The organism is Amycolatopsis nalaikhensis, from assembly GCF_030264295.1.
GTDB lineage: Bacteria > Actinomycetota > Actinomycetes > Mycobacteriales > Pseudonocardiaceae > Amycolatopsis > Amycolatopsis nalaikhensis.
This window is the reverse complement of the sequence record NZ_CP127173.1, coordinates 3,159,206-3,173,201: the sequence shown is the minus strand read 5'-3', so window position 1 is coordinate 3,173,201 and position 13,996 is coordinate 3,159,206. Positions and strand designations below refer to the sequence as shown.

15 protein-coding genes are annotated in these 13,996 nt (G+C 69.6%); 8 read left to right on the top strand and 7 right to left on the bottom strand.

Translation table 11 applies throughout. From position 1 onward, the window contains the following. Window positions 1–102: 102 nt before the first annotated feature. From QP939_RS15700 to phoU, 3 genes are all read left to right on the top strand, one after another. Window positions 103–780, top strand: coding sequence for a GGDEF domain-containing protein (locus tag QP939_RS15700; RefSeq protein WP_285457512.1), 678 nt, complete (start codon window positions 103–105; stop codon window positions 778–780). 1,217 nt (window positions 781–1,997) lie between these two features. Beyond that, window positions 1,998–3,392, top strand: a complete 1,395-nt coding sequence (locus QP939_RS15695) for an LCP family protein (RefSeq protein WP_285457511.1) — start codon at window positions 1,998–2,000, stop codon at window positions 3,390–3,392. 83 nt (window positions 3,393–3,475) lie between these two features. Then, window positions 3,476–4,141 carry a phosphate signaling complex protein PhoU gene (gene phoU / locus QP939_RS15690; protein ID WP_285457510.1) on the top strand — a complete coding sequence of 222 codons (666 nt, stop codon included), beginning with the start codon at window positions 3,476–3,478 and terminating at the stop codon, window positions 4,139–4,141. Window positions 4,142–4,271: 130 nt separating this feature from the next. On the opposite strand, the gene pstB is transcribed toward phoU, so the two are convergent. From pstB to QP939_RS15660, 6 genes are all read right to left on the bottom strand, one after another. Further along, window positions 4,272–5,048, bottom strand: coding sequence for a phosphate ABC transporter ATP-binding protein PstB (gene pstB, locus QP939_RS15685; RefSeq protein ID WP_285457509.1), 777 nt, complete (start codon window positions 5,046–5,048; stop codon window positions 4,272–4,274). 10 nt (window positions 5,049–5,058) lie between these two features. After that, window positions 5,059–5,979, bottom strand: coding sequence for a phosphate ABC transporter permease PstA (pstA, locus tag QP939_RS15680; RefSeq protein WP_285457508.1), 921 nt, complete (start codon window positions 5,977–5,979; stop codon window positions 5,059–5,061). 2 nt (window positions 5,980–5,981) lie between these two features. Next, window positions 5,982–6,902, bottom strand: coding sequence for a phosphate ABC transporter permease subunit PstC (pstC, locus tag QP939_RS15675; protein WP_285459760.1), 921 nt, complete (start codon window positions 6,900–6,902; stop codon window positions 5,982–5,984). 197 nt (window positions 6,903–7,099) lie between these two features. Beyond that, window positions 7,100–8,230 carry a phosphate ABC transporter substrate-binding protein PstS gene (pstS, locus tag QP939_RS15670; RefSeq protein ID WP_285459759.1) on the bottom strand — a complete coding sequence of 377 codons (1,131 nt, stop codon included), beginning with the start codon at window positions 8,228–8,230 and terminating at the stop codon, window positions 7,100–7,102. A 226-nt stretch (window positions 8,231–8,456) separates the two neighbouring features. Beyond that, the gene (gene mshD, locus QP939_RS15665; RefSeq protein WP_285457507.1) at window positions 8,457–9,362 is read right to left on the bottom strand and encodes a mycothiol synthase; all 906 of its coding nucleotides are present in this window, start codon (window positions 9,360–9,362) and stop codon (window positions 8,457–8,459) included. A gap of 67 nt (window positions 9,363–9,429) precedes the next feature. Next, window positions 9,430–10,176 carry a winged helix-turn-helix transcriptional regulator gene (locus QP939_RS15660; RefSeq protein WP_285457506.1) on the bottom strand — a complete coding sequence of 249 codons (747 nt, stop codon included), beginning with the start codon at window positions 10,174–10,176 and terminating at the stop codon, window positions 9,430–9,432. Between the two features lie 154 nt (window positions 10,177–10,330). Between QP939_RS15660 and QP939_RS15655 the strand changes: the two genes are divergently transcribed. From QP939_RS15655 to QP939_RS15635, 5 genes are all read left to right on the top strand, one after another. Continuing rightward, window positions 10,331–11,227 (top strand): LmeA family phospholipid-binding protein, encoded by an 897-nt coding sequence (locus QP939_RS15655; RefSeq protein WP_285457505.1) that lies wholly within the window; start codon window positions 10,331–10,333, stop codon window positions 11,225–11,227. Window positions 11,228–11,236: 9 nt separating this feature from the next. Continuing rightward, entirely contained in the window at window positions 11,237–11,662 is a 426-nt protein-coding gene (locus QP939_RS15650) for a TlpA family protein disulfide reductase (RefSeq protein WP_285457504.1), read from the top strand. 264 nt (window positions 11,663–11,926) lie between these two features. Then, window positions 11,927–12,361: a DUF4395 domain-containing protein gene (locus tag QP939_RS15645; RefSeq protein ID WP_285457503.1), complete on the top strand. Its 435-nt coding sequence runs from the start codon at window positions 11,927–11,929 to the stop codon at window positions 12,359–12,361. Window positions 12,362–12,391: 30 nt separating this feature from the next. After that, window positions 12,392–13,228 carry a sulfurtransferase gene (locus tag QP939_RS15640; protein WP_285457502.1) on the top strand — a complete coding sequence of 279 codons (837 nt, stop codon included), beginning with the start codon at window positions 12,392–12,394 and terminating at the stop codon, window positions 13,226–13,228. After that, window positions 13,228–13,539, top strand: a complete 312-nt coding sequence (locus QP939_RS15635) for a DUF1416 domain-containing protein (protein ID WP_285457501.1) — start codon at window positions 13,228–13,230, stop codon at window positions 13,537–13,539. The genes QP939_RS15640 and QP939_RS15635 overlap by 1 nt, the downstream gene beginning before the upstream one ends. A gap of 9 nt (window positions 13,540–13,548) precedes the next feature. Here QP939_RS15635 and QP939_RS15630 read toward each other — a convergent pair whose 3' ends face one another. Continuing rightward, window positions 13,549–13,977 carry a MerR family transcriptional regulator gene (locus QP939_RS15630; RefSeq protein WP_285457500.1) on the bottom strand — a complete coding sequence of 143 codons (429 nt, stop codon included), beginning with the start codon at window positions 13,975–13,977 and terminating at the stop codon, window positions 13,549–13,551. Between the last annotated feature and the right edge of the window lie 19 nt (window positions 13,978–13,996).

Sequence of the window (13,996 nt, the reverse complement as noted above, 5' to 3'; positions counted from 1 at the left end):
TCACGTTCGTCGTCCCCTTGAGCGAAATTCGCTTTCGCGCGTACCCGACACCTCAAGCGCGGCCTCCTCTGCGACGACAACCAATGCGTGGTGGAGGTGGGCATGGTCGCCGAGGACGAAGGCGCGCTGCGCCGGAGCCCGCACCCACCGGACCTGCTCCGCCTGCACGAGGCGATCGCCGGCCTGTTCGCCACCCAAGGCGACTGGCGGCGCGCCTACCAGCACCTCCGCTCCGCGCTGGACATCGCCCGTGACGGCAGCCTGCGTGACGCGCTGACGTCGAGCTACAACCGCCGTTACCTCGACGAGCGGTTGTACGGACCGTTCACCGACGCCCCGCCGCGGGCGATCGCGCTGATCGATCTCGACCGCTTCAAGGGCGTCAACGACACATACGGTCACCTCGTCGGCGACCGCGTCCTCCGCCGGGTGGCGGACCTCCTCCAGGAGGAGCTCCCGCCGGACGCCTTCTGCGCGCGCTACGGCGGCGAAGAGTTCGTGCTGTGGCTGCCCGGCGTCGACGCGGGGCACGCGGTCCGGATCGTCGACGCGGCCCGGCGGCGGGTCGCCCGTCATCCCTGGTCAGAACTCCAGCCGGGACTGCGGGTGACGATCAGCGCCGGACTCGCCCACGAAGCGGCGGGACCGGGGACGCCGACGTCACCCGAGCGGCAGCTGCGGAGGGCGGACTCGCTGCTGTATGCGGCGAAACGGGCGGGCCGCAACAAAGTCGCCTATCGCGACCGGCAAAGCACGCGGTTAATGACCCACTCTGAGTAACGTAAACGCCGCATTACTCCGGATTGCCGAACGCGGTCTTCACCCGTTTGTCGACTCTGAGCCGCCGTTCGTCGACTCAAGGTGAAGAAAATTCCGGGAGGGTGTCGTCACGAACGGGGGGTATCCGTACGATAACGAAAACCTCCTGGGGAACGATCACCTCCTGCGGGGGAACACGGCCTAGTCGACATCGTGCGGAAGGAGACCGAGTGCCGGACGAGCACGACAGCCCGGGAACCGGTCGCCGCACCGGCAGACGCAGGTCGATGGAGGACCAGGGCGGGATCAGCGTTTCGGACGTCGTCGCCAAGACCACGGGGGTTCGCCCGGCCCCGCAGCCGCCGCACTCGCGAGCGGCGCGCCCGGAAGCCTCCGGTGACCCAGTACCCACGGATGCGACTCGTCAATCGCGCCCGCCCCGGCCGAGGCAACCGCGCCGTACGACGGCGGCCGCGCCGGTGCCGGAGGCGCCGCTGCAGCGTCGGCCGCCGGTGACGAATCCCGGGCCCCAGCAGACGTCGGCGGCGCCTCAGCCGCCGCGCCGCCCTCGGCGGGCGGCTCCCGAGGTGGAGGGGCGGCGGGCTGGGGGTCCGGCCGAGGCACCACGGCGGGGTGCGGATGCTCCTCGACGGGCTAGTGATTCGCGTCCGCAGGCTGATGCCTCTCGGCGAGCCGCGGGTGCCGAAGCCCAGCGGCCCCAAGCCGACGCCACTCGGCGAGCCGCGGGTTCCGGGCCGCAGGCTCTCGACGGGGCCGCGCCTCAGCGGCCCGTGGCTCCCGGTCGCCCTGGGCCTCGGCGTGCCGCCGAGGGAACTCCCGCGTCGCGCCGTGCCGAAGCAGCTCCCCCGCGCCAAGCACCTGATGGCCCGCCGCCGCGCCGCGCTGCCGCTGGGCCTGAAGGCGCCGCGAAGACTCCCGCTGGAGGCATCGCACCTCGCCGCGGTGGGGTTGGTGCCGAGTCGGCACCGCGTCGAGCCGACGGCGCCCCGCGTGCAACTCCGGACAGCCCCACGCCTCGCCGCGCCGCGAACGGCGCCGAAGCCGCACCTCAGCGCCCCGCCGCCGATGGCTCCGCACCCCGTCGGGCAGCCGCTCCCGAAGGCCCGACACCCAAACGTCCCGAGGCCGCCGCTGAGGCCGTGTCGCCGGATGCTCCCACCCAGCTGCGGCCCGCCGCCGGGTCCGTTCCTCCCCGGGCCGCTCTCGATCCGCTCACCATGACCGATGAAATGGAAGCGATCGACGAGGCCACCCAGTACCGGCGCAAGATCGACCACACCCTCGCCCGCTTCTCCGCCGCCCACGACGAGATGGAAGCCGAGGAAGCCAAGCGCCGCGAACGCCGTGAGCGCCTCTCGCCCGCCTCCATCCTCGAAAGCACCCGGACCGCCCTCCAGCGGGTCGTGACCCCGGCCCCCGCCGCCGAAGAGGATCCCGCGCAGGCCGCGCAGACCCGGCTCCAAGAAAAGAAGCAGCGGAAGATCGAGCGTTCGGTCCGGTTCGGGCGGATCGCCGCCGCCGTCGTCGCCGGGCTCGTTTTCCTCGGCATCGGGGGCGCCTGGGGTGCGCAGACCTACTTCGACGCCAAGTTCACGCAGGTCTCCGCCCTCGACGAGAACTCCGCCGACATCCAGGACGCCGACGCGCAGGCCAACGACGAGAACTTCCTCATGGTCGGCTCCGACACCCGCGACGGCGCGTCCGCCGAAGAAGGCGTCGGCACCGCCGACAGCACTCCCGGTGCGCGCTCCGACACCGTGATGGTCGCCCACATCCCGGCCGACCGGAAGCGGGTCGTCGTCACGTCCTTCCCGCGTGACCTCGAGATCGACCGGCCCGAGTGCCAGCGCTGGGACCCCGCGCAGAGCAAGACCACCGACGAGAAGGTCCCCGCGCAGAAGATCGCGAAGCTGAACACCGCCTACGCCGTCGGCGGACCGGCCTGCGTCACGAAGGTCATCCAGCAGATCACCGGCCTGCGGATCAACCACTTCGTCGGCATCGACTTCAACGGCTTCAAGGAGATGGTCGACGCCGTGCACGGCGTCACCATCCACAACGAGATCCCGATCGACGACTCGATCCTCGGGAAGGTCCTGCTCCAGACCGGCGACGTCACGATCTCCGGCGACCAGGCGCTGAACTTCGTGCGCGCCCGGCACGTCAAGAACGACCCGACGTCGGACTACGGCCGGATCAAGCGGCAGCAGGAGTTCATCGGCGCGCTGCTGAAGAAGGTCATGTCGTCGGACGTCGTGCTCGACCCCGGCAAGCTCAGCGACTTCATCACGGCGTTCGCGAAGGCCACCTTCGGCGACAACCTCGGCGTCAAGCAGATGATGACGCTGGCGCAGTCGATGAAGGGCCTGGACCCGTCGAAGATCACGTTCCTGACCGTGCCCACGACCGGGATGGCCAACAACCGCGGCAACGAGGTGCTCGTCCGCAGCAAGACGAAGGCCCTCTTCGACGCGCTGCGCAACAACACCCCGCTGCCCGACCCGAACGCGCCGGTGCCGGCGAGCGAGCAGGCCCCGCCGACCAGCACGTCGAAGTCGAAGACGAGCACTTCGAAGACGACCACGAGCAAGAAGAGCAGCACCACGGGCTGATCCGCGAGGATCGTTAGACCGGGTTCACGTCCGGTTCACCCGGCGATGCGGTGTTTGGTCACGGATGGCCGTAGGGTTGGACCATGCGTGAGGCTTACCATGTCGAACTCGAACAGCTCGCCGACCACCTGGCGGCGATGTCCGTCCAGGTCGCCGACGCCATGGAGCGCGCCACGCGGGCGCTGCTGGAGGTCGATCTCAGTCTCGCCGAGCAGGTGATCAGCGACGACGCGAAGGTCGACGACGCCCGCGCCCAGTGCGAGGAACAGGCGTACGCCCTGCTGGCTCTGCAGGCGCCCGTGGCGACCGACTTGCGCACCGTGCTGGCGGCGATCCATGCCGCGGAGAGCTTGGAGCGGATGGGCGACCTCGCCCTGCACGTCGCCAAGGCCGCGCGGCGCCGCCACCCGGAGCCGGTGCTGCCCGAGGCGGTGCGGCCGTACTTCGCCGAGATGGGCGAGGTCGCGGTCAAGCTGGCCCGCTCGACCGAGCAGGTCATCAAGTCGAAGGACGTCGAGGCGGCGAAGACGCTCGAATCCGACGACGACCAGGTGGACGACATCCACCGCCACCTGTTCACGGTCCTGATGGACCGCGAGTGGCCGCACGGCGTCGCCGCGGCGGTCGACGTGACGCTGCTGGGCCGGTTCTACGAGCGCTACGCCGACCACGCCGTGTCGGTGGCGAAGCGGATGATCTTCGTGGTCACCGGGAAGATGCCGGGCTACGGCTCCGACGACGACATCTGATCCACCGCAACGAAAAGGCCCCCGGTCGCGACCGGGGGCCTTTCTCGTTCATCCACATAGGACAAAAGGAGAAGGCCTTTCCCGCCGACCCCGAGCGGCGGCGGGAAAGGCCTTCTCCGGCAACGACAACTCAGCCGAAACGGCCGGAAATGTAATCCTCGGTGGCCTTCTCGTCCGGGTTGGAGAAGATCTTCTCCGTGTCGTTGAGCTCCACCAGCCGGCCCGGCTGGCCCACCCCCGCGAGGTTGAAGAACGCCGTCTGGTCCGAAACCCGCGCCGCCTGCTGCATGTTGTGCGTGACGATGACGATCGTGTAGTCCTTCTTCAGCTCCCCGATCAGGTCCTCGATCGCCAGCGTCGAAATCGGGTCCAGTGCCGAGCACGGCTCGTCCATCAGCAGCACGTCCGGCTGGACCGCGATCGCTCGCGCGATGCACAGCCGCTGCTGCTGACCGCCCGACAGGCCGCCGCCCGGCTTGTTGAGGCGGTCTTTGACCTCGTTCCACAGGTTCGCGCCGCGCAGGGCCCGCTCGGCGATTTCGTCGAGCGTCTTCTTGTTCTTCGTGCCGCCCAGTTTCAGGCCCGCCACCACGTTGTCGCGAATGGACATCGTCGGGAACGGGTTGGGGCGCTGGAACACCATGCCGATCGTGCGGCGGACCTGGACCGGGTCGACCGCCGACGCGTAGATGTCCTCGCCGTCCAGGAGCACCTGGCCGTCGACGCGGGCGCCGGGGATCACTTCGTGCATGCGGTTGAGCGTGCGCAGCACCGTCGACTTGCCACAGCCCGACGGGCCGATGAACGCGGTGACGTTGCGCGGCGGCACCGACAGGGTGACGCCGTCCACGGCGTGGAACTTGCCGTAGTAGATGTCCACGTCCTTGACGTCGATTCGCTTGGCCATCAGGAACAGCTCACTTCTTCTTCGGGGCGACGAGGCGCGCGAACACGGTGGCGAGGAGGTTGATCAGCGCGATGATGAGCACCAGGGTCAGGGCCGCGCCCCAGATCCGGTCGAAGCCGACCGAGCCCGGGTCCATCGGGTTGCTGACGCGTTCGTTGTTCATCAGCAGCGGCAGGGCCGCCTGCTCGCCGTGGAAGATGTCCCAGTTCGTGTAGGCCGAGTAGCCGACCAGGACCAGCAGCGGCGCCGTTTCGCCCATCACGCGGGCCAGCGCCATCATGACGCCGCCGACGATGCCGGACATCGCCGTCGGGAGCACGATCTTCATGATCGTCTTCCACTTCGGCACGCCCAGCGCGTACGACGCCTCGCGCAGGTCGTCCGGGACGATCCGCAGCATCTCCTCCGACGAGCGGACGACCACCGGGATCATCAGCAGCACCAGCGCCAGCGAGACGGCGAAACCGCTGCGTGGCAGGCCGAGCGTGGTGATCCACAGCGCGTAGATGAACAGGGCGGCCACGATGGACGGGACACCGGACAGGATGTCCACCATGAACGTGGTCGCCTTCGCGAGCCGGCCGTTGCGGCCGTACTCGACGAGGTAGATCGCGACGAGCATGCCGATCGGCACCGCGATGACCGCGCAGACCAGGCCCTGCAGCAGTGTGCCGACGATGGCGTGCAGCACGCCGCCGCCGACCTCGTCGGACAGGACGTCGCCGAAGTCCTGGCCCCACCAGTTGCTGTACGGGATGCGCTTGATGCCGTAGGCGACCACCGTGTAGAGCACCCACACCAGCGGGACGACGGCGATCAGGAACGACAGCCAGACGAGCGTGGTCGCGAACCCGTTCTTGACCTTGCGGGCCAGGCTGACCTGCTGGAACGCCGGGGTCGCGGCGGGGGCTTCGAGCGAGGTGGTGGACATGCTCAGTCCCCCTTCTTGCCGATGATGGACCGCGCGAAGAAGTTCACGACGAAGGTGAGCACGAACAGCACCAGGCCGGCCGCGATGTACGCGCCGGCCGAGACCTCGTTGTTGAACTCGCTGTAGTTCGCGGCGATCTTCGAGGCGAAGGTGGCGCCGCCGTCGAAGAGGCTCCAGTCGAAGTTCTTGCCCTGCGGGATCAGCAGGATGACGGCGAGCGCGATCGTCTCGCCGAGTGCGCGGCCGAGGCCGAGCATCGACGCGCCGACGTAGCCCGCCTTGCCGAACGGCAGCACCGTGGTGCGGATGACTTCCCAGCGCGTGGCGCCGAGGGCGAGCGCGCCCTCGATGTGCGGCGTCGGCGTCCGCTCGAAGACCTCGCGCGAAAGCGAGGTGATGATCGGCAGGATCATCACGGCCAGCACGATGCCGGCGGTGAAGATGGTGCCGCGCACGCTGGGTGCGACGTTGCCGGGCGCGAGGATCGGGAACCACGAGAACGTCTCGTTGATCCACTGCGCGAACGGCTCGATCGCCGGCGCGAACACGAGGATGCCCCAGAGGCCGAAGATGATCGAGGGCACCGCGGCGAGCAGGTCGATGACGTAGGCGAACGGCCGCGCCAGGCGCGACGGCGCGTACTGCGTCAGGAACAGCGCGATGCCGAGCGACACCGGCATCGCGATGACCAGCGCCACGACCGACGTCGCCACCGTGACCTCGAGCAGGTCGAGGATGCCGAACGACATGTTGGCCGGGTCGCTGGTCGACCAGCCGTGGTTGGTCAGGAAGTTGACCTTGTCGGCCTTCAGCGCCGGGATCGCCTGGATGAGCAGGAAGAGCCCGATCAGGCCGATCAGGGCGACGACGAAGATCCCGGCCCCGGTGGTCAGGTTCTGGAAGATGCGGTCACCGGGCCGCACCTTCTTCGGCTTGTCACTCGCGGGCGGCTCGCTCGCCGCCGGCGGGGCGGGTTGCTCCGAAATCGGGACCTCCGGGGGCTTCGTGGCGGACGACGAACGCCCACCGGGGTCGCCGGTGGGCGTTCGCGTCGAGGATGACTCGCTCATCAGGACTTCTGACCAGCCTCTATCACTCGGATGTCAGTCGCAACGCCGGGTCAGGAGATGGCCTTGACGGCGGTCAGGACCTTGCTCTGCAGCGACTGCGGGATCGGCACGTAGCCCTTGGACGACAGCGGCTGCTGCCCGTCGGTGGCGGCCACCGTCAGGAACGCCTTCACGGCCTTCGCGACGTCGGCGTTCGCGTACTTCGAGCAGACGATCTCGTAGGTCGTCAGCAGCAGCGGGTAGGCACCCGGGGTGTTGCTGGCGTAGATCGCGTTCAGGTCGAGCGCGAGGTCGTTCGAGCCGTCCTTGAGGAACTTGGCCGCGTCGAGGGACTTCGCCACGTTCGCCGCGTTCAGCTCGACGCCGCCGGAGCCGCTGTCGATCAGCGCCGGGGTCAGGCCGTCCTTGGCGAACGCGCCCTCGACGTAGGTGATGCCGCCGTCGGAGGCCTTCACCGCGGTCGCGACGCCGTTGGAGCCCTGCGCACCGTTGCCGACGCCGCCGTTGAACTTCTTGCCGGCACCCTTGGTCCAGTCGGCCTTCGCCGCGGCGCCCAGGTACTTCTGGAAGTTGTCGGTGGTGCCCGACTCGTCGGCGCGGGAGACGACCTGGATCGGCTTGTCCGGCAGGTTCAGGCTCTCGTTGCCCTTGACCGCCTTGATGGCCGGGTCGTTCCACTTGGTGATGCCACCGCTGAAGATCTTGGCGACGACCGACGGGGTCAGCGTCAGCTTGTCCACACCGGACAGCTTGTAGGCGACGGCCACCGGGCCGACGACCATCGGGATGTTCCAGGCGTCGCTCGCGCAGCGCTTGTTGGCGGCTTCGAGGTCCGCGCCGGTGACCGGCGAGTCCGAGCCGCCGAAGTCGATCTGGTTGGCGTTGAACTGCTTGACGCCCGCGCCCGAGCCGCTCGGGTTGTAGTTGACCTGCTGGCCCGAGCACTTCTTGCCGTACTGCTGCGTGAAGATGTCGATGGCGTTCTTCTGCGCCGACGAACCTTCCGCGGAGAGCGGGCTCTTGCCACCGCACTCCACGTCGGCGGTGCCGGTCGCAGCGGGCGCCGAAGCCGTGTTCGAGCTGCTGCTGTTGGTCGCCGCGGGGTCGGTCCCACAGGCGGCGAGCACGAGGGCGGCGCTCGCGACGATGCCCACCGCGCTCAGGGGCCGCATGATCTTCACTGCTGTTTCCTCCATCAGGAGCTTGACCGGGTCGTCACGGCTGTGCAGCCGCGCCGGATCCGGACATTAGGCAGCGACAGTGGACGGGCGGCCGTCTCCAGGTGAACGAAAAGTGAACAAGGCTCCGGATGTGAGCAGTGCTACTAGCCCGACAGGGTGCCGTGTCCGGCCTGTGACCTGCGCGTTCGCACACAGTGACGACCCGCTCGCGGGGCGTCCACCGTGGTCACCGACCGTACTGGACGTCGGTTTCGTGACGCGTGAACCCGAGCTTCGTGTAGACGGCGAGCGCGGGCGCGTTGTCGCCCTCGACGTACAGGATGATCTGCCGCAGCCCGAGGCCCGCGAGGTACCGCAGCCCGGCGAGCGTCAGCGCCCGGCCGAGCCCGCCGCCCTGCGCGGCCGGGTCGACGCCGACGACGTACACCTCGCCGACGCGCTCGCCGCCGAACCGGCCCGGCGTCGGCTCGTGCACCTTGGTCCAGTGGAAGCCGATGACCTCGCCGTTCTCCTCCGCGAGGAAGAACCCGTCGGCGTCGAACCACGCCCGCCGCTCGTCGGCGCGGACGTCGTCAGCCGTCATCGCCCCCTGCTCGGGGTGCCAGTCGAACGCGCGCGCGTTGACCCGGACGACGGCGTCCTCGTCCTGTCCGGGCACGAAGGTGCGCAGCGAGACGCCGTCGCGCAGGATCGGCTCCGGCCAGTCCGCGCCCTCGACGTCGACGTGCAGGATCAGCAGCTCGCGCTTGCGCTCCAGCCCGGCCTTGAGGGCCAGCTTGCGCGCCGCGGGGTGGTCGCCGTGGGCCCAGAGGCGGAACCCGACGGCCGCGCGCTCGTCGAGCGCCTGAAGCAGCTTCGCGCCGTAGCCGCGGTTGCGGTGGGCGGGATGCACGAACAGCTCGGCGACCTGGTGGCCGAAGGAGTCGCCGGTCGTGTCGAGGTGGGCGTAGCCGACGACCTCGCCCTCGACGCAGGCGACGAGGTGCTCACCGCCGTCGAACTCGCCCGGCAGCGGCCCGCCGGGCTCGACCTCGGGCCGCCCGTCGGCCTCGCGGACGGCCAGCAGCAGCCCGCGGACGTCCTCGAGCTGCTTCTCGTCCAGTTCCTGACGCCACTCCCCGTCTCCGCTCACCCTGCGACCGTACCCGCGCCAGGAGCAACGCGACGGTTTCCGCCGCGTCCTGGGAGGTGTGACGGCGTCAGTGCGTGAGTTCGGGAGCCTCGACCGGGCCCTCGGCCTGCGCGGGCACGCCCGGCCGGGCGCCGCCCTTCGCGGGCCGCTCGAACTTGTAGCCGACGTTGCGGACCGTGCCGATCATCTGCTCGTGCTCCGGGCCGAGCTTGGCGCGCAGCCGCCGGACGTGCACGTCGACCGTGCGGGTGCCGCCGAAGAAGTCGTAGCCCCAGACCTCCTGCAGCAGCTGGGCGCGGGTGAACACCCGGCCGGCGTGCTGCGCGAGGTACTTGAGCAGCTCGAACTCCTTGTAGGTGAGCTCGAGCGTGCGACGCCGCAGGCGCGCGGTGTAGGTCGCCTCGTCGATCACCAGCTCGCCGACCCGCAGCTCGGCGTCGACCTGCGCGGAGCCGCCGTCGCGGGTGGTGACCAGCCGCAGCCGGGCGTCGACCTCGGCCGGGCCCGCGGTGGGCAGCAGGATGTCGTCGGTGCGCCACTCGGCGCTGACCGCCACCAGGCCGCCCTCGCCGACGACCGCGATGATCGGGGTGGACGCCTCGTCTTCACCGGTGCCCTTGAGGAGCCGGCAGAGGCTCTTCGCCGAGGCCAGGTCGCTGCGGGCGTCGAGGAGGATGACGTCGCGGTGGCCCGCGTCGAGCAGGGCGGTCACTTCCGGAGCGCGGACGCGTACGGTGTGCGGCAGCAGGTCCAGCGCGGGGAGCACCGAAGTGGCGTCGGCTTCCGCAGTCAGTACCAGAAGGTCCAGGCTCATCAGCCGCACCGCCTTCACAAGTCGTCGCCTCACGGGTGGCGTTTGCCGGTGCTAAGTGAGAATAGCGGCTGAACGGCCGGGCACCTAACCCTTGCTGGATCGATCACACCTGGAGAAACCCCCGGTGTCCCCGACGAACAGGAGTACGGACGCGATGGTGAGCAGGCCCGTGACCCGGGACGACCGACCCGCACCGAGGCCGGACGCGCGGCGCCGCGGCCGCCGCGCACGGCGCTGGGTGATCGCCCTGGTGGTGCTGGTGCTGCTGCTGGTCGGCGCCGACTTCGGGGCCGCCGCGTTCGCCGAGCACATGATCTCGCAGAAGGCGCGGACGCAGCTGCAGCTGACCGACGACCCGTCGGTCACGATCCACGGCTTCCCGTTCCTCACGCAGGCGCTCGGCGGTGACTACAGTCACATCAGCGTGTCGGCCGCCGGCGTGCCGGTCGGCGACAAGCTGCAGGACGTCGCGCTGAACGCCGAGCTCGAGCACGTGACGGCGCCGCTGTCCGACCTCACCAACGGCAACACGAAGGCGATCACCATCGGCGAGCTGACCGGGTCGGTCACGATCAAGGCCGCCGACCTCGCCCGCGTCGCGCCGCTGGACAAGATCAAGGACCTGCGGATCGAGCCGTCGAGCACGGACTACGTCGAAAACGGTGACGCCGGCCAGAGCGAGCCGACGCCGACCACCACGACCACCGAGGGCCAGCCCGAGCAGGACGAGTCGAGCACGGGTGTCCGCATTTCGGGACACGTTCAGTTCGCGGGCAAGGATCTGGAAATCTTCTGCTTCGCGATGATCGAGGCCGACGCGAAGGGCGGGACGATCAACTTCGTCCCCAAGCGGCTCCAGTTCGGGAATGACCAGGAGACCACGGTCGTTCCCCAGGCAGTGCAGAACGCGCTGATGCCGAACTTCAAGGCGTCGATCAACACGAAGGACCTCCCGCTGTCGGTCACCCCGACCGGCGTGCGGGTGCAGAGCGGATCGGTGACGATCAAGGGCGAAGCGACCAATGTGTCCTTCGCGGAGCTGAGCAAGTAGGGAGCGGCCGTGACCGGGGTGTGGGTGCTCGTGGCGACATTGGTCGCGGCCGCGGCCGTCGGCCTGCTGCTGCGGGCCCGCAACGGCCGCGTGCGGGACGCGAAACCCGCCCGTGAGCTGCCCGCCCCGGTCACCGCCGCGCTCGACCCGGCGTCCGCGGTGACGCTGGTCCAGATCTCCACCACCTTCTGCGCGCCCTGCCGGCACGCGAAGGCCGTGCTCGGGCCGCTGGCCGAGCGGACCGACGGCCTGCACCACGTCGAGCTCGACGTCACGAACCAGCCGGAGGTCGCGCAGTCGCTGTCCGTGCTGCGGACGCCGACCACGATCGCGCTGACCCCGGACGGTCGCGAGCTGCTGCGCGTCGGCGGCGTCCCGAAGGGCCCGGAACTGCTCGACGCGCTCCGGCCGCATCTCACGACGCGGACCCCTTGACCAGGGCGTCGTCCCAGAAATCGGGAATCGTCCCACGGTGTGAACGTGGTTCCCACTCTCAGAGAGCACTGGGTACCCTCGCACCCGTGACCGGGCTGACCACCTTCTTGACGCAGCGACGCGCAGTCGACCTCTGCCGCGTCCGCAGCAGCCTGTGTCGCGGCCGGTCCGACCGGCGCTGAACCTTCGATCCGGTCCCCGCCAGCCCTGATGCCGCTGACGCGTGCCGTTCGCACGCACCCCCTCTGCCCAGCTGGAGGATCCATGTCCGCCGGACCGGCCGTCGACCCGCGAGGCCCGCGGTTCGCCGCCATCCTGACCACGATCGTGCTCGCGGTCGTCCTGGTCACCCAGTGGTGGCCGCTGCTGGCGGCCCAGACCGTCGTGTTCGCCATCGGCGCGTTCATCGGGCTCAAGCCGGCGCCGTACTCGATCGTCTACCGCGCGCTCGTGGCCCCGCGCCTCGGCCCGACGTCCGAGCGCGAGGACGCGGCGCCGCTGCGGTTCGCCCAGGCCGTCGGGTTCGTGTTCGCGCTGGTCGGGACGATCGGCTTCGCACTCGACGTCACCACCCTCGGCATCGTCGCGACGGCGTTCGCGTTGTTCGCGGCCTTCCTCAACGCGGCCTTCAACTTCTGCTTGGGCTGCGAAATGTACTTGCTCATCAAACGCTTCACGCCCGCCCGCGCGTCGTCCTGAAGTTCAACCCCAGAAAGAGAGTCCGTTTCCATGAGCCGTGAAGACGTCCTGGTCACCACCCAGTGGGCCGAGGAGAACCTGGACACCCCCGGCGTCGTGTTCGCCGAGGTCGACGAGGACACCACCGCCTACGACGCCGGCCACATCCGGGGCGCGGTGAAGTTCGACTGGCGCAACGACCTGCAGGACGGGGTGCGCCGCGACTTCGTCTCCAAGGAGGGCTTCGAGAAGCTCCTGTCGGAGAAGGGGATTTCGAACGACGACCTGGTGATCCTGTACGGCGGCAACAACAACTGGTTCGCCGCGTACGCGTACTGGTACTTCAAGCTGTACGGCCACGAGAAGGTCAAGCTGCTCGACGGCGGCCGCAAGAAGTGGGAGCTCGACGGCCGCGAGCTGAACTCCGACGAGGTCAAGCGCGACCGCACGGACTACAAGGCCCAGGACCAGGACCTCTCGCTGCGCGCGTTCCGCGACGAGGTCGTCCAGTCGATCGGCGCGAAGAACTTCGTCGACGTCCGCTCCCCGGACGAGTTCTCCGGCAAGCTGCTCGCCCCGGCGCACCTGCCGCAGGAGCAGTCCCAGGTTCCCGGTCACATCCCCGGCGCGCTGAACGTGCCGTGGGCGAAGGTCGCCAACGAGGACGGCACCTTCAAGACCGAGGAAGAGATCAAGGAGCTCTACAAGGACGAGGGCATCGACGAGGGCAAGGGCACCATCGCCTACTGCCGCATCGGCGAGCGCTCCTCGATCGCCTGGTTCGCGCTGCACGAGCTGCTGGGCTACGAGGACGTGAAGAACTACGACGGTTCGTGGACGGAATACGGCTCGCTCGTCGGCGTGCCGGTCGAGTTGGGAGCTAAGTGATGGCGGTTGACGACAGCTGCGGCGCACCGGTCCAGGAGGCCACGCCCGCGGACTTCGACACGCGCGGCCAGGTCGTGCTGGCGGGCAAGGTGACCGGCGCGGACGGGCCGGTCGGCGGCGCGTTCGTCCGGCTCCTGGACGGCGGCGGCGACTTCACCGGCGAGGTCGTCTCGTCGGCGGACGGCGACTTCCGCTTCTACGCGGCACCGGGCGACTGGACGGTGCGCGCGCTGCACCGCACCGGCAACGGCGAGGCGTCCGTCACCGCCGAGGGCCCGGGCCTGCACCAGCTGGCCATCTCCGTCGGCTGAGTCCCCGTTTCACCCGCGAAGGCCTTCCTGCTCCGGCAGGGAGGCCTTCGCGGCGTTCAAGACGCGCTCGGTGTGGTCCCGCAGGGACGGGCAGGTTTCGATCGGGTGGTCGCGCGGACAGCGCAGGAAGTGGTTGAGGAACGTTTCCGCGGCCACGAGCTTCCGGCGCCGCTCGGCCAGTTCGGCGATCCGGTCACGCACGGCCGCGCGCCAGTCGCCGTGCGCGGGCCCGCGCAGGACGGCGGCGATCTCGTCGAGGCTGAGCAAGCCGGTGTCCCGCAGCATCTTCGCCGCGGCCAGCCGGTGCAGCTCGTCCGGACCGTAGAGCCGCTTGCCACCCTTGCGCTCGGCGGGCCGCACGATCCCGCGCTCGTCCCAGTACCGCAACGCCGACACGGCAACACCCACGGCCGCGGCCGCCTCACCGATGGAAAGCATGCGGGCAGTTGACCTCAAG